Raw genomic sequence first — 21,671 nt, 5'->3', positions numbered from 1 at the left:
ATCATGCAGCGGCCGCTTAGCCACAGCTCGTTTTTAAAATTCTATCTACTCTTAGGCCTGGCGTTGTGCATCGTACTGCTGATCGCGCTGGGCGGCCGCTCGATTATTGAACAGGTGCGCCGTGAGGATCATCGCGAGCAGCTTGCAGCGCTACCCATGTCATTGATGACGCGTCAACTGGCCGACGCCGCCGAGAACGAGCGGGAATGGCTGATTAATCACTTTGCCGAGCGCCTGGGGATGCACTTAACTCTACGGCGCATTAGCGAGGTGAAGCTTGGCTACTTTGCCGCCAAGCGGATTGAGCGCGGCAGCGTGCTTGTTGCTGAAGAGCCATGGCGTCTTCGTCAGCGGCTGCCGGACAGCCAGTGGCTGCTGGAGGCAACCCTGCCCGTCTGGAGTGAGCGCCAGTGGCAGGGCAGTATCGTCCTATTAGGGGAGTGGCTGGCAACGTTGCCAAGCGAAGAGCGTGAAGCCTCTCTGGCTGCGTTGCGCTCCGGCAGTTGGCCGCTGTTACTGCTAACGACTCTGCCTGATAATTTAACAAATCAGCAGCAAGGCCAGCTGGCCCTGGGGAATGTATTAACCCTGCTTACCTCCGAGAAGTTGGCGATTAGTCTTCTTTATCAAGTGCCCAATGAAGAGGCCTGGATAATGGCTGGGCCTGTCGCCCATGGCGATAGACTACCCATGAACCTGCAGCTGCCACTGCTGATCGGGGGCATGGTGGTGCTGTGCTTAATTATCTATCTGATCATGCGCCGTATTGAAACGCGTATGGCGCGCCTGGAACTGGCGGCCACCCGGATCGCCAGTGGCAGGCTTGAAACGCGCGTCAAGGTAGAGAGTGATGACTTTCTGGGCCGCCTGGGAATGGCCTTCAACGGCATGGCAAGTCAGGTGCAAACACTACTACGCGGTCAGCAGGAGATGATTCGTGCTGTTTCTCATGAGCTGCGCACCCCCGTGGCACGAATCCGTTTTGCCGTTCAGATGGTAGAGGACATGACCGACCAGCCGGCTATTCGGCGCCAACTGCAGGGTATTGATGCCGATATTGCCGAGCTTGATGAGCTGGTGGATGAAATTCTTACCTATGCCCGGCTGGGTGGCGAAACGGTTAACGGCGCCGAGCTTGAAATGGCGCTGGTGGACTGCCGGGCCATGGCCGAACGGGTGATCGATACGCTGGCTCCTCTGCACAAGGAGCTTACCCTATCGCTTGCTGAAGGCCCGGAAATCGAGCTTCTAGCCGAGCCGCGCTACTTGCAGCGGGCGCTACAGAACCTGGTAGGCAACGCCTGCCGCTATGGTAAAAAGCACATCACAATTCGGCTTTGGAGTGAAGATCATCTGGTGCGTATCGATGTTGAAGATGATGGTCCGGGTATCCCGTTTGAGGCCCGGGTGGATATATTCAAGCCGTTTACCCGCCTGGATGACAGCCGAGCGCGTAGCCTGGGCGGCTACGGCTTGGGGTTGTCCATTGTCCAGAAAATTATGGCGGGCCATGGGGGCAGTGTCACGGTGGATGCCAGCCCAACCCTAGGAGGCGCCCGCTTTACGCTGCTGATTCCTCGTCGTGAGCCGCTGGCTTGATTCCTGACAGAACGGCGAACGAGGTCTCTTGGGCGGTGCATAAAAAATCCTGCATCCAGGGGGCTTCCAAGGTCTCTTCCCGAACGGCGGCGTAAAGCGTGCTCCAGATGCCACTTTCCCCCAGTTTTACGACGCTGACGTAATCCCGTTCCAGGTATTCCGTTAGCGCCCAGTTGGGCAGCGCGCAGACACCACGTCCGCTGGCAACCAGCTGCATCATCATGATGGTGAGTTCCGCCGTACGGATCTCCTGGGGGCGCACGTTAGCCGGGGCCAGGAACTGGGTGAAAACATCCAGACGAGACTGCTCAACGGGGTAGGTAATCAGCGTCTGGTCCGCCAGTGCCTGCGGCTCCACGAAGCCTTGCCCAGCGTAGGGGTGCTGTTTTGCCACGGCTAGAAGCCCTTCGTAGCGAAATAGCGGCGCATAGTGCACGCCTTCAAGCGGCTGAGGGTCGGCGGTAATCACCAGGTCAAGTTGTTCACGGGCCAATGCTGGCAATGGGTCGAAGTGGTGACCGCTGGGAATATCAATTTCCACTTCAGGCCAGTGGTCGCGAAAGTAGTCTACTGTCGGCATCAACCACTGAAAGCAACTATGACACTCAATAGCCATATGCAGGCGGCCCTGCTCGGTACCTGCCAGGCGCGCCACATCGCGCTCGGCCTTGCGCACTTCTGGCAGAATCTGATCGGCCAGTGTCAATAGCCGCAAGCCGGCGCGGGTAAATTCAACCGGACGCGTTTTACGCACAAACAGCGCGCTATTAACCCGGCTCTCCAGATCCTTTAACTGATGAGAAAGCGCCGACTGGGTAAGGTGAACCCGTTCGGCCGCCTCCACCAGCGACCCCGTCTCACGCAGGGCAAGTAGCGTACGTAAATGGCGTAATTCGATCATGTTGAGCTTGATTCACCTTGCTGACAATAAAAATTAGATCAGTTAATGGTATCGGGTTAGGCTGGCTATGTGAAATTATTCACATAAAACGGTTTTATCGTGACATTTTCTCATACGCTTAGCTGTGTGCGTATTTAATGTTCATGTGAATTTAAACAATTACTGAAGCTTTCTGAAAAGGAAGGTACTGAAAAGAGCTTGTTGGTAGGCTTTTTCGTCTAGTTTGAACGATGCCTCGTTATAGAGGCTGACCACATCTAAATGCATGCCAAAAGCCGGTAATTTCCGGCCTTTGGCGTTAACGTCATGGCTAACTTTTGGTAGCGTAGGCGTAAAGCAGCGTTTCCTGAGCGCTTATAGCGTCACCATTGCCGGGGTCTTGCGAACGGTAGCTGCCATCACTTTGCAATAGCCAGCTCTGGCAGTTATCGACCAGATACGTTTCCAGATCCTTACGTACCCGGGTGGCGAGCTTTTTATCCAGCAGCGGAAAGCAGGTCTCGACCCGATGGAACATATTGCGCGACATGAAGTCGGCGCTTGAGCACCATGTTTCTGACTTGCCGTCATTATGAAAATGAAAGACCCGGGTGTGCTCCAGAAACCGGCCGATGATCGAGCGCACGCGGATATTTTCAGAAATGCCGGGTAGGCTGGGCTTCAAGCAGCACATGCCGCGAATGATCAAATCACACTCAACGCCCGCCTGCGAAGCGCGATAAAGCGCTTTGATCAGCTTGGGTTCAGTCAACGAGTTGCATTTGATGATGATATGCCCGCGCTTGCCCTTGAGGGCCAGCTGGGCTTCACGATCAATCATTTCCACCAAGCGTTCGTGAAGGGTAAACGGGGCGTGCAGCAGCGTATCAATCTTGCGTGCCCGGCCCATACCGGAAAGCTGCTGAAAGACCTTGTGTACATCGGCGCAAAGCGCTTTATTGGCCGTCAGAAGGCTATAATCGGTGTAAAGCTTGGCCGTCTTGGCGTGGTAGTTTCCTGTGCCAAGGTGGGCATAATGGCGCAGCTCCCCCTTCTCGCGCCGAACGATATGCAGCATCTTGGCATGCGTCTTGTACGCCATCACACCATAAATGACGATGGCGCCGGCTTCCTGCAAACGTGAGGCAAGCTGCAGGTTGTCCGCTTCATCAAAACGGGCGCGCAGCTCGATCACCACGGTCACTTCCTTGCCCTGGCTTGCGGCATCCACCAGCGCGCTGACAATAGACGAGTCGGCCCCTGTGCGATAAAGCGTCTGCTTGATGGCCAGCACATCGGGGTCGCGGGCGGCTTCGCGCAGCAGCTCCTCGATGGGCGAGAATGACTGGAACGGGTGGTGCAGGAGTATGTCGTTTTTGGCAATAGCATCAAACAGGCTGCCGCTTTTCAGCGCCTTGGGCAGGCTCGGCGTGTAGGGGCGATACACTAGCTCAGGGCGGTCAACATCACCTAACACTGACATCATGCGGGTTAAATTAACCGGCCCCTGAACGCGGTATAGATCCTCTGCATCCAATTCAAACTGGCGCAGCAAGAAGTTGATCAGGTCATCTGGGCAGTTATCGGCAACCTCCAGGCGTACGCCGCGGCCGTAGCGGCGGGCGAGGAGTTCGCCGCGTAACGCAGAGGCCAGGTCCGAAACCTCTTCTGGGTCCACGGTCATGTCCGCATTACGGGTTAGCCGGAACTGATAGCAGCCACGCACGCGCATGCCAGGAAACAACTCCTCGGCATGGGCGTGAATCATCGATGACAGGAAAACATACTCAGAAAACCCTTCGGCACACAGCTCTTTGGGCAGAGGCATTAACCGGGGAAGCGAGCGCGGTGCGGGGAGTATCGCCATGCCGCCAGCTCGGCCAAAGGCATCTTTGCCTTCCAGCTCAACAATAAAATTAAGACTTTTGTTAACCAGACGGGGAAAGGGGTGCGAAGGGTCAAGGCCGATCGGGCTGATGACTGGCATAATTTCGTTGTTGAACAGCTCATACACCCAGGCTTTCTGCTCATCGGTCCACTGGTCGCGGCGGCGAAAGCGAAGCCCCTGATGCTCCAGTGCAGGAAGCAGAGTATCGTTAAGGATCTGGTACTGGCGGGCGATCTGCTTATGGGCTATTTCTGAGATTTCGGCAAGCACCGCCTTGGGCAGGCGGCCATCGGCGGCTGTCGTATCATCCCCCAGTGCCATTTGATGTTTTAAACCTGCCACGCGGATTTCGAAGAACTCATCCATATTGGATGAGAAAATCAGTAAAAACATCAGGCGGTTCAGCAACGGATGAGCATCGTCCAACGCTTGTTCCAGTACGCGAATATTAAACTGAAGATGGGAAAGTTCGCGGTTGAAATAAAGCTGCGGGTCGTCGAGGTCGGTTTCGTTCAACGCCTCTCTGGCGTGTACGCCGCTAAGCGTACGATTAATACGCAAGGGCAGGCCATCACCTTCGACGCCAGGTGATTCGCTTAATGATAGCGTCGTGGATGTTGAAACGTGCTCGTCCATAATTGCTCCCCCGCAGTAATGGCTTTAACTAGCATAACGCGATCGCTAGCGCTTGAAGCAGTATGGGGGAGAAAGATGACAAATAAGTGTCACCTACCTGTCATCTTAATGACATATGAGCTACTGCTGTTTTTGCAGCAAACGCGCGGCTTCAAGAGCAAAGTAGGTCAGAATGCCATCTGCCCCGGCCCGTTTGAAGCACATCAGCGATTCCAGAATGACCGGCTCCGCTTCCAGCCAACCGTTATCAAAAGCGGCGCGATGCATGGCGTACTCGCCGCTTACCTGGTAGGCGAAGGTGGGCACTTTCAGCTCGGTTTTGACGCGCTGAACAACATCCAGATAGGGCATGCCGGGTTTGACCATCACCATATCGGCCCCTTCGGTGATATCCATGGCCACTTCGTGTAGCGCTTCATCGCTATTGGCCGGGTCCATCTGATAGGTGCGTTTATCTGCTTTGCCCAGGTTGCCTGCCGAACCGACCGCATCCCGGAACGGGCCATAGTATTTGGAAGCGTACTTGGCACTGTAGGCCATGATTCGCACGTTATGCAAAAGTTCCTGTTCAAGCACTTGGCGGATGGCACCAATACGTCCATCCATCATGTCTGATGGAGCAAGTACATCCGCACCCGCTTCGGCATGAGAAAGTGCCTGCTTCAGCAGCGTTTCGACCGTGCGATCATTTTGAACGTAGCCGTGCTCATCCAGAATGCCGTCCTGGCCGTGAACGGTGTAAGGGTCGAGTGCTACATCGGTAATGATGCCCAGCTCAGGAAGTGCTTCCTTGAGTGCCCGTACGCTGCGCTGAACGAGGCCGTTTGCGTTATAGGCTTCTTCAGCAAATTCGCTTTTCAGCTCGCGCCCGACCACCGGAAACAGCGCCAGGGCAGGAATGCCCAGGGCGTAAACTTCCCTGGCCTGCTCAATAAGCAGGTCAATCGACAAACGCTCAACGCCCGGCATTGAGGGGATGGCTTCGCGCTGGTTTTCTCCCTCAAGAACAAACACCGGCAAAATTAGATCAGCGGGGGTTAACGTGGCTTCCTGCATCAGGCGGCGGGAAAAATCGTCGCGGCGCATGCGTCGCATACGCGTACCGGGAAACTGGCGGGGACTCAATGTACTCAACGTCTCTCTCCCAAGTGAATCGAAAATGAGGGCGCCCAAAGGCTTGGCTTGAGTATATCAGGCATGTCTTGCGGCGAAAGCCGTCTTGTGGCTCTCTTCCAGACTGACTAAAGTGAGCAGTTGCTTGCCTGATAACAATAGGCAACCCAGGGACAAGGAGAAAGGCATGACCAAACAGGTGGCAGTAGTATTGGCAGGTTGTGGCGTTTTTGATGGTTCAGAAATTTATGAAACTACATTGACGCTGCTGCGTTTGGATCAGTTAGGCATCAATTACCGCTGCTTTGCGCCCGACATCGAGCAGTATCATGTAGTTAATCACCTTACTCAGGAGCCGGTGGAAGGCGAGTCTCGTAATGTGTTGCAGGAGTCGGCGCGCCTTGCCCGCGGCGATATCCAGCCGCTCAGCGAACTAGAGTCAGATGCCTTCGATGCGGTCATTGTGCCGGGTGGTTTCGGTGTGGCAAAAAACCTTTCTGACTTTGCCGTTGAAACCGAGAATATGCAGGTGCTGGATGCTTTGAAAGATGCGCTGGTAGGTTTTTGGAAAGACGCCAAGCCAATTGGTTTGATGTGCATTGCTCCGGTGCTGGTGCCCCGGTTATTAGGCGATAGCATTGCTGTCACCGTGGGTCATGACCCCAGTGTGGCAGGGGCGATCAGCGCTATGGGCGGCTTGCACCGCAGCTGCGCAGTGGATGATATTGTGGTGGACCTTGAACACCGTGTCGTGACAACCCCCGCTTATATGCTGGCGACCCGGATCAGCGACGCCGCCACTGGTATTTTCAAACTGGTGGATCGAATCGCTGAGATGATGGATTAGAAAGTGTTGAATCTATAACGCCCAACACACCAAACCTAAAAGCCCCTGTTATCCGTGATAGCAGGGGCTTTTTATCGTGTGCGGTTTAAAGAGTTTGAAGAGAACGCCTTACAGGGGTAAAGATTAAGAGTCCTGTTCTTCTGCTTCTCTTTCCTCGCGCTTTTTACGCACTAGGCGGCCAAATAGCAGGCCTACCTCATAAAGCAGATACATGGGCAGGGCGAGCAGGCTTTGTGATACTACATCCGGTGGTGTCAACAGCATGCCCACTACAAAGCAGCCTAAAAAAATATACGGCCGCTTTTTGGAAAGGCTCTCGACGCTGGTTGCACCGGACAGGATCAATAAAAACGTTGCGATAGGTATTTCAAACGCCAAGCCAAAGGCAAAAAAGAGCTTTAGCACGAAGTTTAAATACTGGTTGATATCGGTCATTACCGCGACGTTTTCAGGCCCTGTCTGGGTGAAAAAGGCAAACAGCAGTGGGAATACCACATAATAGGCAAACGCCGCGCCTGCATAGAAAAGCGCGATGCTGGAAACCAGAATGGGTATCGCCAGCGCTTTTTCATTGTCGTAAAGCCCGGGGGCGATAAATGCCCATGCTTGGTGAAGCACGAACGGGATCGCAATAAAGACTGCAACCACCAGAGTCAGCTTGAACGGGGCTAGAAACGGCGAGGCCACTTCGGTGGCAATCATCTGTGAGCCGGGTGGCAGCAGGGCCATTAACGGCTCGGCCACAAAGCTGTAGATATCATTGGCAAAAGCGTAGAGGCCAAGAAAAACTACTAGAACCACCACCACCGCACGAACAAGCCGCATACGCAGCTCGATTAAATGTTCAATCAAAGGTGCCTGGTGTTGGTCATTCTGGGGCCCCCGAGAGTCACCAGGAGTACTCATGGGTAGTTGCTATCCTTTTGAGAAGTCACCTTGACAGATTCTGCCTCAACAGGCTTGGCAGAAGCGGGCTCTGGTGCCGTGTCGTTTACTTCCTGAAGCGCATCATCAAGCTGGGCGCTTGCATGGGCAACGCGTCGTTGGGTTTCCTGTTCGGCGGTTTCCTGCCTGGCTTGGGAGAAGGTAGGTGCCGCTCCAGAAGAGCGCGTCGGTTCGGCAATGCTCTCTACGTCCTGCTTGGCTTTTTTCAAGCTGTCGTTGAGCGTCTTCTGCTGTTCCTTGAGCGTTTGGCGCAACTCTTCCGCTTCAAGCTGAGCGCTGATCTCGCGTTGCATGCCGGATACCGTACGCTTGATCTTGCCAATCCAAAGGCCGGTGGTACGCGCCGCCCGGGGAAGACGCTCAGGGCCCAGCACCAGAAGGCCCACGACACCAATAAGCATCAGTTCAAGAAAGCCGATATCCAGCATAAATTATTTGCGCTCTTCGTTGCGGGCCGTGGTGTTTTCTTCGGCTTGAGCGTCGTAGGTGTTTACAGGCTCTTCGTGGCTTACCTTGGCCTGAGGCGCTGCGTTATCCTGCTTCGCATCGTCCTTGTCTTCTTCATGCACGGCATTCTTGAAACCTTTGACCGCGCCGCCCAGGTCGCTACCTACGTTACGCAATTTTTTGGTGCCGAAGATCAGGATGATGATGCCTAATACAATCAGCAGCTGCCAAATACTGATGCCACCTAACATATGCATTTCCTCATTGATTCTGTTCGTAGGGGTTGTTATGGCGTACGGGCGGCTTTTTCATCATGGCCGGAAATGCCAAAACGTCGCGCCAGCTCGTTTAAAACATCCTGATGGTCAAGCTCCAGGTGAGACAGCATGACCAGGCTATGAAACCACAGGTCGGCTGTCTCTGCGATCAGCGCTTGGCGCTGCGCTTCACTACCGTGCTCGGCATCCTTGGCGGCAAGAAGCGTTTCGGTGGCTTCTTCGCCCACTTTTTCGAGTATCTTGTTCAAACCCTTGTGATGCAAGGAGGCAACATAAGAATTATCCGGAGAGGCGCTACGCCGCTGTTTCAATACCTCTGCAAGAGCGTCGAGCACAGGGGCGCGGTTGGGCGTCGAAGGTGTGTTCATATGTCTCCTTTCATACAATAAGCATAGCCGTTGGCCACCCTATTGGGCAGTGTCTGGAAAAATTGGTGCTATTGCCATAGCAGTAGCAGTAGGCCAATGGCGGCCGCGGCCAGAATCGGCCAGTCCTGAGTAACGGCCCACGTGCTAAGCGGCTGCCAGGCCAAGGCGATGGCTACCAGCAAAAGCCCAATGCGCAGGCGATGCTGGCGTTTACTCTGGCGCGACATATGGCGCTGCATATGATGGATGGCATTGACCTGCTGGTGGCGCTGGCGATGTTCAATTTCCATACGGGTAAGTGCCTGATGAGCAAGCACGGGAAGTTCCGGCAGTTGGTGAGAAAGCTCGGGTGCTTGGCGCTTTAACGACTCCCAAAGGCCGCTGACGCCCGCGCGCTCCTTCATCCACTGCTCAAGGTACGGCTTGGCGGTACTCCACAGGTCCAGCTCCGGGTAGAGCTGGCGACCAAGGCCCTCAATATTGAGCAAGGTCTTTTGCAGTAGCACCAGCTGCGGCTGTACTTCCATATTGAAGCGGCGTGCGGTTTGAAAAAGCCCCAATAGCACCTGGCCAAAGGAAATATCCTTTAAGGGTTTTTCTAATATGGGCTCGCAAACGGTGCGAATGGCTGCGGCAAACTCATTGGCACGGGTATTTTCGCCTACCCAGCCTGATTCGATATGCAGCGCCGCCACTTCGTAATAATCCTGATGAAAAAATGCCAGCAGGTTGCGGGCCAGGTAGTCCTGGTCTTCACGAGTCAGGCTGCCCACGATGCCGCAGTCGATGGCAATATATTGCGGGTCTTCAGGGTTGTCGCAATTAACAAAGATGTTGCCGGGGTGCATGTCAGCATGAAAGAAGTTGTCGCGAAATACCTGGGTAAAGAAGATTTCGACGCCGCGCTCGGCAAGCTTTTTAAGATTGGCACCCTTGGCGGTCAGCGTCTCCAGGTCTGCCACCGGAATTCCGCGAATCCGCTCCTGAACCATCACATGACGACGTGTGTAGGGCCAGTAGATGGTCGGCACAAACATCAGCGGTGAGTCTTTAAAGTTACGTTTGAGCTGGGAGGTGTTGGCCGCTTCCTTGTAAAGGTCGAGCTCATCGAACAGCGTTGATTCGTAGTCGCGGATAACTTCCACAGGGCGCAGCCTGCGCGCTTCGGGCACCTTGGAAAGCAACTTGGCGACCTGATACATCAGGGCCATGTCCTGGCGCATGATGCGGTCAATGCCCGGCCGAATGATCTTGACCACCACCTCTTCTCCGCTGTGTAGCTTTGCGGCATGCACCTGAGCAATGGAGGCCGAGGCGAGTGGCATCTGCTCAAATTCGGCAAATGCTTCCACCAGTGACATCTCAAGCTCTTTTTCAACCCGTGCTACGGCAAGCTCACCAGGAAAGGGCGGTACCTGGTCTTGAAGGCGCTTAAGCTCATCTGCGATATCCTCGGGCAGCAGGTCACGCCGCGTGGAAAGCATCTGGCCAAATTTGATGAAAATGGGGCCGAGTGCTTCCAGCGCCAGGCGTAGCCGTTCACCGCGTGTACGCCGGCCGACGGCCATTAACCGCAGCGGCGAGAACCACATCAAGGCGCGCAGCCAAAAGGGTAGTCGCTCCATGGGGATCAATGTATCGAGCCGGTGGCGTGCAATAACCCAAAGAATTTTGAACAAGCGCAAGCTCATGAAGAGGGCTCCTGGGAAGCAGGCGATGTTTCAAGGGTTAAGCGTCGGTGCAGCCGATTAAGACGCGCTTCCAGGCGGTCGGTAGCCACCTCAAGCTCGGTTAAGTGGTCACGCAATATATCGCGCTGCTGGCGTCCAGGTAACAGACGGGCTTCTTCAAACACATACTCAGAGACATCCTGAAGTAGCTCGTCCTTGGCACGCAATCCCCAGCGCGTCAGGCGGCGCACGCCTTCGGCAAACGAGTGGGCGGGCATATCGCCCAGCCAGCGGGCAAGCTCGCCTTCCCAGTCGATATCAAGATCAAACAGCAGGTCACGCGTGGCTTCCAGCAGATGGATTCGCCCGCGAACGGCAAGTTTGCCGTCAAACATGAGCCGCTCAATGGACGCACCGCTGACCCACTCGGAAAATGTTTCCGGGGTAAGCTCTACCACCGCATCCACGTCAGTCTCTTCCACGTCATCGCCGCGCAGCAGATCGATTCCCGCCAGATGGTAGTGCAGCACCAGCTGGAGATGAGGCTTTTCCAGACGGACCAGCAGGCGGCTGCCTGCAAGCGCTGCCAGGCGGGAAGGGGCTGCAGGGTCACGCGCCAGCAGGGCATTAAGCGTGCGTTCACAACCGGCCAATAGCAGGGTCGGGGTTACCAGCATGCTAACCTCTTGATAGATGGCATCTTCGGGTGTAGCCAGATCATCCGGTGCTGCAATGTCATAGCTTGATGCCGCGGTGCAGGGCGACGATACCGCCGGTAAGATTGGTGTACTCTACCCGCTCAAGACCTGCGGCCTCCATCATGGCCTTGAGAGTTTCCTGGTCTGGGTGCATACGAATTGATTCAGCCAGATATCGATAGCTTTCGCTATCGCCTGCAACAAGCTCACCCATTTTGGGCAGCAGGCGGAAGGAGTACTCATCATAGGCTTTGGAAAGTAGCGGGTTGTTGGGCTTCGAGAACTCCAGCACCAACAGGCGGCCGCCCGGCTTCAACACTCGCGCCATGGAGCGCAGCGCAGCGTCTTTATCGGTGACGTTACGCAGGCCAAAGGCAATCGTGATGCAGTCAAAGCTGTTATCCGGGAACGGCAGGCATTCGGCGTTGGCCTGAACGTACTCCACGTTACCGCCGACGCCGTTATCGATCAGCTTGTCGCGGCCGACCTTGAGCATCGAGGCGTTGATATCTGCCAGGACCACTTTGCCACGCGGGCCAACTAAACGTGAAAACTTGAGCGTTAAATCGCCTGTACCCCCTGCAATATCCAGCACATGCTGGCCGGGGCGGACGCCCGCACGCTCGATAGTAAAGCGTTTCCAGACACGGTGAATACCCATCGACATCAAATCGTTCATTACGTCGTAACGGGCGGCGACAGAGTGGAAGACATCCGCCACACGCGATGCTTTTTCATCGACCGGGACTTCTTGGTAACCAAAATCGGTGGTGCGTTTTTCCGTGGGGCGCATGGGGCTCTAGCTCCCGAGTTCGAGGCGGTAACAATCGACCATATGGTCGTCGTGTTAATAGGTTGACGATATTGTAGCCTTGTCTGCCCCGATTTGTCTGCGCCTGAGCAGGCGCGCTGTATTAGAGTGACTTGAAATGAATACTTGTGGGTTCCCGTGAAGCACCGGCGTCTGCAAGACGCTGCAAGTAGTTATCCCAGTACGCCTGCTGATGAGTGGCAAGCTCGAACAGATACTCCCAGCTGTAGAGACCGCTGTTGTGACCATCATCAAAAGAAAGCTTTAACGCATAGTTGCCCGACTGGGTAATATTCTCGAGTCCGACGTGCTTTTTGCCCACCTGCAGCACGGCGCTATCGCCACCGTGGCCGCGCACTTCGGCAGAAGGGGAATAGACCCGCAAAAGCTCGACCGGCAGTCGATAGGTGTCCCCGCTTGAGTAGCCAAGCTCTAGCTCGCGAGCCTGCTTGTGGTAGTGAACCCAGCGTGGGATGGGGGCAGGAGTAGGGGCGTTCATAAATGGCATCACCTCTTGACGATAGACAATAAAAAGCAGCTTGCCCCACCATTTATGCCGTAGCGAATGCGCGAGGACAAGCTGCCTTCATCCATACCGATGGGCGGATTTACAGAATATAGCGCGACAGATCTTCGTCAACAGCCAGTTCACCCAGCTGAGCGTTCACGTAGTCCGCGTCAATGGTCAGTGGGCTATCCATATCGCCACCCTTGAACGAGGCCTCTTCCAGCAGGCGCTCCATCACGGTGTGCAGACGACGGGCGCCGATATTTTCGGTGCCTTCGTTGACCTGCCAGGAAATCTCCGCAATGCGCTCGATACCATCGGGGGTAAACTCGATATCCAACCCTTCGGTTGCCAGCAGCGCTTGATACTGCTTGGTCAGCGATGCCGATGGCTCGGTCAGGATGCGCTTGAAGTCGCCAGGCGTTAGCGCATCAAGCTCAACGCGAATCGGCAGACGGCCCTGAAGCTCAGGGATCAGGTCGGACGGACGCGACAGGTGGAAGGCACCTGAGGCAATAAACAGGATGTGATCGGTTTTCACCATGCCGTACTTGGTGGAAACGGTCGAGCCTTCAATCAGCGGCAACAGGTCGCGCTGCACGCCTTCTCGGGAGACTTCGCCACCGCTGGACTGACCGCTGCCCTTGGCAACCTTATCGATCTCATCGAGGAACACGATGCCGTGCTGCTCGACGGATTCAACGGCGCGAGCCTTGATCTCATCTTCATTGACCAGCTTACCCGCCTCTTCGTCGCGTAGCAGAACCAAGGCTTCTTTAACCGTTACCCGGCGCTGCTCGCGCTTTTGCTGCCCCATGCTGGAAAACAGGCTCTGCAGCTGGCTGGTCATCTCTTCCATGCCCGGAGGGGTCATGATGTCGACGCCCTGGCCCTGCGACAATACTTCGATATCAATCTCTTTATCGTCAAGCTGGCCTTCACGCAGCTTTTTGCGGAATGACTGGCGTGTGCTGCTCTCTTCGCGGGGCTTGTCTTCTTGACCACGCGGCGGCGGCAGCAGGGCATCCAGCACGCGATCCTCGGCGGCATCCTCGGCGCGGTGGCCAACTTCTTCTTTGGCGTGCTCGCGCACCATCTTGATAGCCGCTTCCATCAGATCACGAATGATCGACTCAACATCACGGCCGACATAGCCCACTTCGGTAAACTTGGTAGCTTCGACCTTAATAAATGGTGCGCGGGCAAGCTTGGCCAGCCGACGGGCAATTTCAGTTTTACCTACGCCCGTGGGGCCAATCATCAAAATGTTTTTCGGGGTAACTTCCGGACGCAAGTCATCATCGAGCTGCATGCGGCGCCAGCGGTTACGCAGGGCAATGGCCACGGCACGTTTGGCGTCCTGTTGGCCGATAATGTATTGATCAAGCGCGTGAACAATTTCGCGGGGTGTCATCTGGGTCATAAGGTAACCTCAACGTTCGTTGATATTCAGCTCTTCGAGCGTCACGTGGTGATTGGTGAATACACAGATGTCACCAGCGATTTGCAGCGATTTCTCGGTAATTTCCCGCGCTGAAAGTTCGGTGTTTTCAAGAAGCGCCCGGGCGCTTGCCTGGGCAAAGTTGCCGCCCGAGCCGATGGCGATAATGCCGCGTTCAGGCTCTACTACATCGCCGTTGCCGGTAATGATCAGCGAGGCGCTATGGTCGGCTACGGCAAGCAACGCTTCGAGGCGGCGCAGGGCACGGTCGGTGCGCCAATCTTTTGCAAGCTCGACGGCCGCCTTGGTCAGGTGGCCTTGGTACTTCTCAAGCTGAGCTTCAAAACGCTCAAACAGAGTGAACGCATCGGCGGTGCCGCCTGCAAAACCGGCAAGCACCTTGCCACGGTACAGGCGACGCACCTTGCTGGCGTTGCCTTTCATCACGGTATTGCCAAGCGATACTTGGCCGTCGCCCGCCAGGGCAACCTGATTGCCGCGACGTACAGATACGATAGTGGTCATGGAGATGACTCCTTGGGGGAGGCTGGCTCCCGGTAACTGATCGGCCGCTTAATGAACGAAAGAGCGACCGCTTACAAAGACAATGGACAATAAAATGCGGGCGGCTGATAAAAAATCAACCGCCCGCCGGGTAACACGCGTCGCTTTTCAGTTTTGCAGCTGAATCAGCAGGGGCTCGATGCCTTGTGTAGCCATTAAATCCTGGGCACGGTTTAGCTCGCGGGTGTCCTCATAGGGGCCTACCTGGACGCGGTGCCAAGTGTCGCCGCCAGCCTGCACTTCGCTGATTTGTGCCAGCAGGCTCAGGTTGCGTAACCGGCTACGTAGCTGTTCGGCGTCGCTTAGATCGCGGAAGGAGGCGGCTTGTAGCACGTAGCGTTTCGGCTCTGTACTAGCGGAGGCTGCTGGTTGCGCGGCACTTACCTGCTCTTCGGGCCGCGTATTAGCCGCGATAACCTGGGCAATCGGATCATCTCCTGCGACTTGCGTATCATCAGCATCGGTGGCGGGCTGCTCGGTGACTTCAGGGCGGGTAACGTTGGAAGGTAGCCGAACACCCGGCGCAATCACCTCGGTTTCAGGCAGCAGCGTATAGAACTCAAAGGTAGGCATGGAGGGCTGGCTGGCTGATTCGCTATCCCGGGCAGCGGCGCGTTCGGCGCTTTCCGGCTTGGAAAGCACCGTTGCCTGGGGCTGGTCGCTGGATGTGTCTTGCCAGGGCGCTGTGCCGTGCTGATGCTGGGCCAGGAAAAAGCCTGCCGCCATGCCAGCAAGTCCCCAGAGCCAGCCGGGCAGGCGAAACCCGCCACCGGAAGAGCGGGGGGCTTTACGCTGCGAGGTGGCACCGCGGCGGGAGGGCTTTTTGCGCGGGCTAGCCATGAATTACATCTCCTCTGGGGCGCTAACGCCCATCAGATCCAGCCCGTTGCGCAGCACCTGACGAGTCGCCAGACCAAGCGCCAGGCGAACATTGCGCAGCGTATCGTCGTCGACCATTACCTTGACCGCGTTGTAGCAGGTGTGGAAATCGCCAGCCAAATCCAAAAGATACTGGGCGACCTGCTGGGGTTCGCGGTTTCGGGCCGCATTCTGAACCACTTCCGGGTAGCGCGCCAGGCGGTTAAGGACAGCCTTTTCCTGATCGCTATCCAAAAGGGCCAGGTTAGCCATGGCACGCGCGTGGTCAAACGGCTGGTCTGCTGCCTCGGCCTTGCGCAGCATACTGCTTACCCGGGCGTGTGCGTACTGGATGTAGTACACGGGGTTGTCGTTGGACTGCGAGCGCGCCAGATCGATATCAAATGTCAGCTGGGAGTCAGCACGCCGGGCCGCCAAAAAGAAGCGCGTAGCATCCCGGCCCACTTCGTCGATCAAATCGCGCACCGTAACGTAGCTACCGGCACGCTTGGAGAGTTTTACCTCAACGCCTGAGCGCGTGACCATGACCATCTGGTGCAGCACGTAGTCCGGCCAGCCCTTGGGAATACCCACTTCCAGCGCCTGAAGCCCTGCACGTACCCGAGTAACGGTCGAGTGGTGATCGGCGCCCTGCTCGTTGATCACCGTAGTAAAGCCGCGCTGCCACTTGTTCAGGTGGTAGGCCACATCGGGCAGGAAATAGGTGTAGCCACCTTCACGCTTGCGCATGACGCGGTCCTTGTCATCCCCAAAGTCGGTAGTGCGCAGCCACATGGCGCCGTCTTCCTCAAACGTGTGGCCGTTGGCGACGAGTTTTTCAACCGTTTCGTCCACCTTGCCATCCTGGTAAAGCGAGGATTCGAGGAAGTAGACGTCAAACTCGACGCCGAAGGCTTTGAGGTCCAGATCCTGCTCACGGCGCAGCCAGGCCACGGCAAATTCCTGAATGGCTTCCAGGTCGTCCGGGTTGGCCTTGGCCGTCACTTCACGATCATCTGCGGTCACGGTTTTGCCGGCCAGGTAGTCGTTGGCGACATCTGTAATGTATTCACCGCGATAGCCGTCTTCCGGCCAGCTGGCGTCGTCCGGGCCCAGCCCCTTGGCGCGAGCTTGAACCGAGCGCGCCAGGTTGGCGATCTGCGCACCGGCATCGTTGTAGTAGAACTCGCGGGTAACGTCGTAACCTGTGGCTTCCAGCAGGCGGCTTAAGCAGTCACCAATGGCCGCACCCCGGCCGTGGCCTACGTGCAGGGGGCCTGTGGGGTTGGCAGAAACGAATTCAACCTGCACCTTTTCCCCTTTACCCACCAGGCTGCGGCCAAAGGCGTCGCCGCTATCCAATACCTGGGCGACAATTTGCGCGGCGGCGTCGGCGGCGGCAAAAAAGTTGATAAAGCCGGGGCCTGCGATCTCGGTTTTCTGGATAGCGTCGCTTTCCGGCAGTGCGGCAATCAGTGTTCCAGCCAGTTCACGGGGATTTTTGCCGGCTGGTTTGGCCAGCATCAGCGCCAGGTTGGTCGCGTAATCGCCGTGAGCCTTGTCTTTGGTGGGGTCAACCTTGATGTTGGGCTGAAGGTCAGCGGGCAGCACGCCTTGGTGCTTGAGCGCGTCTACGGCGCCGTTGAGCAGGGAAATAATCGTGTCTTTCATTTGGGTATCCGGATAACGTCGGTGGCGGCGTGTGCAGGCGCGCACTTAACTAGGTACATCAACGCAGATGTATCAATCAGACCTAGGTGCAGCGGCAAAGCGATCATTATCAGCATTTGGCGCGCAGTTTCAAAGTTGTTGATGCGATCAATGCCTCAAGTCTTTCCTCCAGCTCAGCGCCGCTGGCTATACTTTAAAAGGAAGGCGTACCGCTCAGGCAAGGGTTTGCGGGTCGATATCTATGGACCAGCGTACCTTGCGCGCTTCGCGATTGGCTTCCAGCCACTGCACCAGCCAGCTGGCAGCAGTGTGCAGCTGGCTGCGTTTAGTGGCGGTCAGCATGAGATGAATATGGTAGCGGCTCTGACGACGCTCCATGGGCGCAGGCACAGGGCCAAGGCAGTTGGTGGCAATCGCTGTCTCCTTAAGCCACTGGCGAAGCGCTTGGCCGGCCTGCTGGGCAAGCGCCAGCGCGGCTTCCTCCTTAGGGCTTTCAATGCGCAAAAGCGCCATAAAGGTAAACGGCGGCAGCTGAGCCAGGCGCCGCTCTTCCAATAGGTTTCTGGCAAGCGCTCCATAGCCCTGTTCAGCCAGCTGACCCAGGTGCGGATCATCCGGGTGCAGAGTTTGCACCAGCACCCGGCCCCGGTCGGCTGCCCGGCCGGCCCGGCCCGCAACCTGCTCCAGGAGCTGAGCACTATGTTCAAGCGCGCGAAAATCGGCAGCATATAAACCGCCATCTGCGTTAACCACCACGACCAGGGTAACGTGGGGCAAGTGGTGCCCCTTGGCCAGCATCTGTGTGCCTACCAGCAGGCAGGGCTCGCCGCGCTGAATTTCTTTGAGTATTTGTTCAAAGCTATCTTTCTTGCGTGTGCTGTCACGGTCGATACGGTACACGGTCACTTTGGGAAAGAGTCCCTGCAGCGTCTCTTCGGTCCGCTCGGTACCGCTGCCCAGCGCGCGCAGGTCGCCACTGCCGCACTCGGGGCAGGCGTCCGGCAGGGCGCGGCGGCTGTCGCAATGGTGGCAGGCGAGTAACGGCGGTTGGCGGTGTAGCGTCATACGTGAATCACACTGGCCGCACTCCGCAATCCAGCCGCAGGCGTGGCAGGCGAGTGTCGGTGCAAAGCCGCGCCGGTTGATAAAGATAAGCACCTGCTTGCCTGCGGAAAGCGTCGATTTGATGGCCTTGATGGCATCAGGCAGTAGGCCGCCCTGACGACGCTGATGTCGTAAATCGATCAGCTCCAGCTTGGCAGGCGCGTGGCGGCTGGGCCTCTGGGTAAGCCGCAGATGGCGATAACTGCCGGACAACGCCTGCTGCAGGCTTTCAAGCGAAGGCGTGGCACTGCCTAGCAGCAGCGGAATGCCATGGTAGTGGGCGCGCGCCACGGCTAAGTCGCGGGCATGATAGCGAAGCCCGTCGTGCTGCTTGTAGGAACCGTCGTGCTCCTCATCCACAATAATTGCGCCGGGGTTGGCCAGAGGCGTGAAAATCGCTGAGCGCGTACCAATGATAATCAAGGCGCGTCCGCTGGCGGCAGCTTCCCAGGCGTCCAGTCGCTCGGGGTCGGTCAAACCCGAGTGCAAGGCCACTACAGGAACACGGAAGCGGTTTCTAAAACGGGCCAAGGTTTGCGGGGTCAGGCCAATTTCCGGCACCAGTACCAGCGACTGCTTGCCCTTGGCGGCCACCGCTTCAATAAGCTGTAGATACACTTCTGTCTTGCCACTGCCGGTCACACCCTCAAGCAGGCAAGGGTGGTAGCTATCCAGCTTTTCGTGCAGTGCTGCAAGGGCTGTTGCCTGTTCACGATTGAGGGGCAGCGCCGGGGTGGCAAGCAGGCTCCCTGTGGGCGGTTCGGGAGCCGTCAGGGTGATTTCCCGCTTACTCGCCAAGCCTTTTTTCATCAACGCTAGCAGCTGTTCTCGAGTAAAGCCGTGCGCACTGACTGCCCGAGTGGGTAGGCCGTGGGGATGTTGGTGAAGAAGCGTATAAAGCTCGGCCTGTTTCGGAGCTCGGCTTAAATCTGAAGACGCCTGTGTATTGGCAAGCCACAGTGTTTGCGTGCGCCCGGCCATGGCGTGGCCCTGACGCAGCCTGGCTGGCATGGCGTGGTGGAGCGTATCGCCCAGACTATGTTGGTAGTAGCGCGCAGCAAAGCGGCACAGCCATAGCCAGTCTTTGGGCAAAGGAGCGTCATCCAGTACCTCAATAACGGCGCGTAGCTGACTGCGTGGCAACTCACTGCCATCCGCAAGCTCAACAATCACACCTACCACGTCACGCCGTCCAAAAGGCACGCGCACGCGAAGCCCCAACTGCCAGCCGCAAGGGGGAGGGCGGCTAGCTGGCAAATAATCAAACAGACGGCGCAGTGGGGATGGCAAGGCGATTTTTAGCACCTGCGAAGAAACAGAGTCAGGCAATTGGCCTCCGGCGATTAGTTTTGCTAAAATGTACGGCCGCCAGAATCTAAACGATCGGGCGGCTAACCGGTTAGCAGTTTTTCCAAACCCGTATGCGGTGCCTGGCAACGGATCAGGTGGCGGCATATAGCTCATGAGGTCATCACGATGAAACAAGGTATTCACCCGAATTACAACACGGTCACCGCTAACTGCTCTTGCGGTGCAAGCTTCCAGGTTGGCTCTACTTCTGGCCAGGACTTCTCACTGGACGTCTGTTCCAACTGCCACCCGTTCTACACGGGCAAGCAGAAGCAAGCGACTACCGGTGGCCGCGTAGAACGCTTCAACAAGCGTTTCGGCGCTGCTGTCAAGCGCGGCTAATCCTTACCGGATCAGCCTACTGCAAGCACATCATGTGCGTTGTAGAAAAACCCACGCTCTGGCGTGGGTTTTTTATTGTCAGTAAAAAATGGAAGAAATTTCCATAAATGCTGCATCACAGCAATAAGCAAAGCGTTATAGCTATCGTGTCTTTATATAAGTTTCAGCAAATAGCTGTGAAAAGTAATTAACGTGAGAGAAATTCGCTAAAAGTGGAGTTTTCTCTTTGAGTTGACAGCATGCTTGAGGCTGCTTGAGTTTTTCTATATTCTGAAAGGACTTATCTACTTTAGGCTAATGGAACCCGACCATGACGGATGCAATTAAGCAGGCAGCACTGGATTATCACGCAAAACCGATTCCCGGTAAGCTTTCGGTGGAGCTGACCAAGCCTACTGCCACGGCTCGGGATCTGGCACTTGCATATAGCCCAGGCGTTGCCGAGCCCGTTCGTGAAATCGCGCGCGAGGCTGAAAACGCTTACCGTTATACGGGCAAGGGCAACCTGGTCGCCGTTATCTCCGATGGCAGCGCTATTCTGGGCCTGGGTAACCTGGGACCGCTGGCCAGCAAGCCGGTTATGGAAGGCAAGGGTGTGCTGTTCAAGTGCTTCGCCGGGATCAACTCGGTGGATATCGAAGTTGATTCAGAAAGTCCGCAGGCGTTTATCGACACGGTCGCCCGGATTGCCGATACTTGGGGCGGTATCAACCTTGAAGATATCAAGGCGCCTGAGTGTTTCGAAATTGAAAAGGCGCTGATTGAGCGTTGCAGTATTCCGGTATTTCACGATGATCAGCACGGTACGGCCATTGTAACGGCGGCTGGCATGCTGAACGCGTTGGAAATCGCTGGTAAAACGATCGATAGTGTCAAAATCGTTTGCATGGGCGCAGGGGCAGCGGCCATCGCCTGTATGCGTCTGCTGGTTTCTTGTGGTGCCAAGAAAGAAAACTTGGTGATGCTGGATCGTCGTGGCGTTATTCATACCGGTCGCGATGGCATCAATGAATACAAGGCCGAGTTTGCGCTCGACACCGAGATGCGCACGCTGGATGACGCCATCGACGGGGCCGATGTGTTTATCGGCCTCTCCGGCCCTGGCCTATTGTCAGCGGAGCAGGTTAAAAAGATGGCCGCTGATCCGGTCATTTTTGCCTGCACCAACCCGGACCCGGAAATTCACCCGGATGTAGCCCGTGAAGCACGCCCGGATGTGATCATGGCGACCGGCCGTTCCGACTTCCCCAATCAGGTCAATAACGTGCTGGGCTTCCCGTTTATTTTCCGTGGCGCGCTTGACGTGCGTGCAACGCGCATCAACGAAGCCATGAAGCTTGCCGCCGTACATGCCCTGAAGGACTTGGCCCGTGAGCCGGTTCCGGAAGAAGTGCTTAGCGCGTATGAACGCACGGAAATGAGCTTTGGTCGCGAGTATATTATCCCAACACCGGTCGATATCCGTCTGCTTGAGCGTGTTTCATCCGCGGTTGCCCAGGCGGCAGTGGATTCGGGCGTAGCGCGTAAGCCTTACCCGGCCCACTACCCGTTGAAGACAATTAACGACGTTTACGGCGCCTAATCGGCTGCTCGAAAGCTTTCAGTAACGCCCGCACATGTTGCGGGCGTTGTACTTTTTAGCACTGACTTTTA

At 56.4% G+C, this 21,671-nt stretch carries 20 protein-coding genes; 4 read left to right on the top strand and 16 right to left on the bottom strand.

The window, feature by feature from the left end:
- Positions 1 to 3 precede the first annotated feature (3 nt).
- A complete protein-coding gene (locus tag ELY38_RS18395) occupies positions 4 to 1,599 on the top strand; it encodes an ATP-binding protein (RefSeq protein ID WP_127063612.1) in 1,596 nt (531 codons plus the stop codon).
- Here ELY38_RS18395 and ELY38_RS18390 read toward each other — a convergent pair.
- The 3 genes from ELY38_RS18390 to hemB form a co-directional block, all read right to left on the bottom strand.
- Entirely contained in the window at positions 1,562 to 2,500 is a 939-nt protein-coding gene (locus ELY38_RS18390) for a LysR family transcriptional regulator (RefSeq protein WP_127063611.1), read from the bottom strand. The two genes, ELY38_RS18395 and ELY38_RS18390, sit on opposite strands and share 38 nt — an antisense overlap.
- Positions 2,501 to 2,810: 310 nt before the next feature.
- Positions 2,811 to 5,003 carry a polyphosphate kinase 1 gene (gene ppk1 / locus ELY38_RS18385; protein WP_127063610.1) on the bottom strand — a complete coding sequence of 731 codons (2,193 nt, stop codon included), beginning with the start codon at positions 5,001 to 5,003 and terminating at the stop codon, positions 2,811 to 2,813.
- A 120-nt stretch (positions 5,004 to 5,123) separates the two neighbouring features.
- Positions 5,124 to 6,137, bottom strand: coding sequence for a porphobilinogen synthase (gene hemB / locus ELY38_RS18380; RefSeq protein ID WP_127063609.1), 1,014 nt, complete (start codon positions 6,135 to 6,137; stop codon positions 5,124 to 5,126).
- Positions 6,138 to 6,303: 166 nt separating this feature from the next.
- Here hemB and elbB point away from each other — a divergent pair, with 166 nt between their 5' ends.
- Positions 6,304 to 6,963, top strand: coding sequence for an isoprenoid biosynthesis glyoxalase ElbB (elbB, locus tag ELY38_RS18375; RefSeq protein WP_127063608.1), 660 nt, complete (start codon positions 6,304 to 6,306; stop codon positions 6,961 to 6,963).
- Between the two features lie 123 nt (positions 6,964 to 7,086).
- Here the strand turns inward: elbB and tatC are convergent, their stop codons facing one another.
- From tatC to ELY38_RS18310, 13 genes are all read right to left on the bottom strand, one after another.
- A complete protein-coding gene (tatC, locus tag ELY38_RS18370) occupies positions 7,087 to 7,869 on the bottom strand; it encodes a twin-arginine translocase subunit TatC (protein WP_127063607.1) in 783 nt (260 codons plus the stop codon).
- Positions 7,866 to 8,336, bottom strand: a complete 471-nt coding sequence (gene tatB / locus ELY38_RS18365) for a Sec-independent protein translocase protein TatB (protein WP_127063606.1) — start codon at positions 8,334 to 8,336, stop codon at positions 7,866 to 7,868. Before tatB ends, tatC begins: the two co-directional genes overlap by 4 nt.
- 3 nt (positions 8,337 to 8,339) lie before the next feature.
- Positions 8,340 to 8,606, bottom strand: a complete 267-nt coding sequence (tatA, locus tag ELY38_RS18360) for a Sec-independent protein translocase subunit TatA (RefSeq protein ID WP_127063605.1) — start codon at positions 8,604 to 8,606, stop codon at positions 8,340 to 8,342.
- Positions 8,607 to 8,641: 35 nt separating this feature from the next.
- Positions 8,642 to 9,001, bottom strand: a complete 360-nt coding sequence (locus ELY38_RS18355) for a phosphoribosyl-ATP diphosphatase (RefSeq protein ID WP_127063604.1) — start codon at positions 8,999 to 9,001, stop codon at positions 8,642 to 8,644.
- A gap of 68 nt (positions 9,002 to 9,069) precedes the next feature.
- A complete protein-coding gene (gene ubiB / locus ELY38_RS18350; RefSeq protein ID WP_127063603.1) occupies positions 9,070 to 10,692 on the bottom strand; it encodes a ubiquinone biosynthesis regulatory protein kinase UbiB in 1,623 nt (540 codons plus the stop codon).
- A complete protein-coding gene (locus ELY38_RS18345; protein WP_127063602.1) occupies positions 10,689 to 11,348 on the bottom strand; it encodes a ubiquinone biosynthesis accessory factor UbiJ in 660 nt (219 codons plus the stop codon). Before ELY38_RS18345 ends, ubiB begins: the two co-directional genes overlap by 4 nt.
- A 58-nt stretch (positions 11,349 to 11,406) precedes the next feature.
- Positions 11,407 to 12,162: a bifunctional demethylmenaquinone methyltransferase/2-methoxy-6-polyprenyl-1,4-benzoquinol methylase UbiE gene (gene ubiE, locus ELY38_RS18340; RefSeq protein ID WP_127063601.1), complete on the bottom strand. Its 756-nt coding sequence runs from the start codon at positions 12,160 to 12,162 to the stop codon at positions 11,407 to 11,409.
- A gap of 121 nt (positions 12,163 to 12,283) precedes the next feature.
- On the bottom strand, positions 12,284 to 12,679 hold the full coding sequence (locus ELY38_RS18335; RefSeq protein WP_127063600.1) for a gamma-butyrobetaine hydroxylase family protein: 396 nt from the start codon (positions 12,677 to 12,679) through the stop codon (positions 12,284 to 12,286).
- A gap of 109 nt (positions 12,680 to 12,788) precedes the next feature.
- Positions 12,789 to 14,111, bottom strand: a complete 1,323-nt coding sequence (hslU, locus tag ELY38_RS18330; RefSeq protein ID WP_127063599.1) for an ATP-dependent protease ATPase subunit HslU — start codon at positions 14,109 to 14,111, stop codon at positions 12,789 to 12,791.
- A gap of 9 nt (positions 14,112 to 14,120) precedes the next feature.
- Positions 14,121 to 14,654 carry an ATP-dependent protease subunit HslV gene (gene hslV / locus ELY38_RS18325; RefSeq protein WP_018918810.1) on the bottom strand — a complete coding sequence of 178 codons (534 nt, stop codon included), beginning with the start codon at positions 14,652 to 14,654 and terminating at the stop codon, positions 14,121 to 14,123.
- A gap of 147 nt (positions 14,655 to 14,801) precedes the next feature.
- On the bottom strand, positions 14,802 to 15,533 hold the full coding sequence (locus tag ELY38_RS18320; RefSeq protein WP_127063598.1) for an SPOR domain-containing protein: 732 nt from the start codon (positions 15,531 to 15,533) through the stop codon (positions 14,802 to 14,804).
- A 3-nt stretch (positions 15,534 to 15,536) separates the two neighbouring features.
- Positions 15,537 to 17,222, bottom strand: coding sequence for an arginine--tRNA ligase (argS, locus tag ELY38_RS18315; RefSeq protein WP_127063597.1), 1,686 nt, complete (start codon positions 17,220 to 17,222; stop codon positions 15,537 to 15,539).
- Between the two features lie 213 nt (positions 17,223 to 17,435).
- Entirely contained in the window at positions 17,436 to 19,781 is a 2,346-nt protein-coding gene (locus ELY38_RS18310; RefSeq protein ID WP_127063717.1) for a primosomal protein N', read from the bottom strand.
- Positions 19,782 to 19,802: 21 nt separating this feature from the next.
- Between ELY38_RS18310 and rpmE the strand changes: the two genes are divergently transcribed.
- Positions 19,803 to 20,018, top strand: a complete 216-nt coding sequence (gene rpmE / locus ELY38_RS18305; protein ID WP_106373773.1) for a 50S ribosomal protein L31 — start codon at positions 19,803 to 19,805, stop codon at positions 20,016 to 20,018.
- A 310-nt stretch (positions 20,019 to 20,328) separates the two neighbouring features.
- Positions 20,329 to 21,600, top strand: coding sequence for a malic enzyme-like NAD(P)-binding protein (locus tag ELY38_RS18300; protein ID WP_127063596.1), 1,272 nt, complete (start codon positions 20,329 to 20,331; stop codon positions 21,598 to 21,600).
- The last annotated feature ends 71 nt before the right edge of the window (positions 21,601 to 21,671 follow it).

The sequence above is a fragment of the Vreelandella nanhaiensis genome (assembly GCF_003990185.1).
GTDB lineage: Bacteria > Pseudomonadota > Gammaproteobacteria > Pseudomonadales > Halomonadaceae > Vreelandella > Vreelandella nanhaiensis.
Note: the sequence above shows the minus strand (reverse complement) of the source record. Positions and strands in the feature narration are given on the sequence as shown.

Bases quoted from the DNA above. Each gene is read 5' to 3' on its own strand.
- ELY38_RS18395 (WP_127063612.1), top strand. From the start codon at position 4: ATGCAGCGGCCGCTTAGCCACAGCTCGTTTTTAAAATTCTATCTACTC.
- ELY38_RS18390 (WP_127063611.1), bottom strand. From the start codon at position 2,500: ATGATCGAATTACGCCATTTACGTACGCTACTTGCCCTGCGTGAGACG.
- ppk1 (WP_127063610.1), bottom strand. From the start codon at position 5,003: ATGGACGAGCACGTTTCAACATCCACGACGCTATCATTAAGCGAATCA.
- elbB (WP_127063608.1), top strand. From the start codon at position 6,304: ATGACCAAACAGGTGGCAGTAGTATTGGCAGGTTGTGGCGTTTTTGAT.
- tatC (WP_127063607.1), bottom strand. From the start codon at position 7,869: ATGAGTACTCCTGGTGACTCTCGGGGGCCCCAGAATGACCAACACCAG.
- tatB (WP_127063606.1), bottom strand. From the start codon at position 8,336: ATGCTGGATATCGGCTTTCTTGAACTGATGCTTATTGGTGTCGTGGGC.
- tatA (WP_127063605.1), bottom strand. From the start codon at position 8,606: ATGTTAGGTGGCATCAGTATTTGGCAGCTGCTGATTGTATTAGGCATC.
- ELY38_RS18355 (WP_127063604.1), bottom strand. From the start codon at position 9,001: ATGAACACACCTTCGACGCCCAACCGCGCCCCTGTGCTCGACGCTCTT.
- ubiB (WP_127063603.1), bottom strand. From the start codon at position 10,692: ATGAGCTTGCGCTTGTTCAAAATTCTTTGGGTTATTGCACGCCACCGG.
- ELY38_RS18345 (WP_127063602.1), bottom strand. From the start codon at position 11,348: ATGCTGGTAACCCCGACCCTGCTATTGGCCGGTTGTGAACGCACGCTT.
- ubiE (WP_127063601.1), bottom strand. From the start codon at position 12,162: ATGCGCCCCACGGAAAAACGCACCACCGATTTTGGTTACCAAGAAGTC.
- ELY38_RS18335 (WP_127063600.1), bottom strand. From the start codon at position 12,679: ATGAACGCCCCTACTCCTGCCCCCATCCCACGCTGGGTTCACTACCAC.
- hslU (WP_127063599.1), bottom strand. From the start codon at position 14,111: ATGACCCAGATGACACCCCGCGAAATTGTTCACGCGCTTGATCAATAC.
- hslV (WP_018918810.1), bottom strand. From the start codon at position 14,654: ATGACCACTATCGTATCTGTACGTCGCGGCAATCAGGTTGCCCTGGCG.
- ELY38_RS18320 (WP_127063598.1), bottom strand. From the start codon at position 15,533: ATGGCTAGCCCGCGCAAAAAGCCCTCCCGCCGCGGTGCCACCTCGCAG.
- argS (WP_127063597.1), bottom strand. From the start codon at position 17,222: ATGAAAGACACGATTATTTCCCTGCTCAACGGCGCCGTAGACGCGCTC.
- ELY38_RS18310 (WP_127063717.1), bottom strand. From the start codon at position 19,781: ATGCCGCCACCTGATCCGTTGCCAGGCACCGCATACGGGTTTGGAAAA.
- rpmE (WP_106373773.1), top strand. From the start codon at position 19,803: ATGAAACAAGGTATTCACCCGAATTACAACACGGTCACCGCTAACTGC.
- ELY38_RS18300 (WP_127063596.1), top strand. From the start codon at position 20,329: ATGACGGATGCAATTAAGCAGGCAGCACTGGATTATCACGCAAAACCG.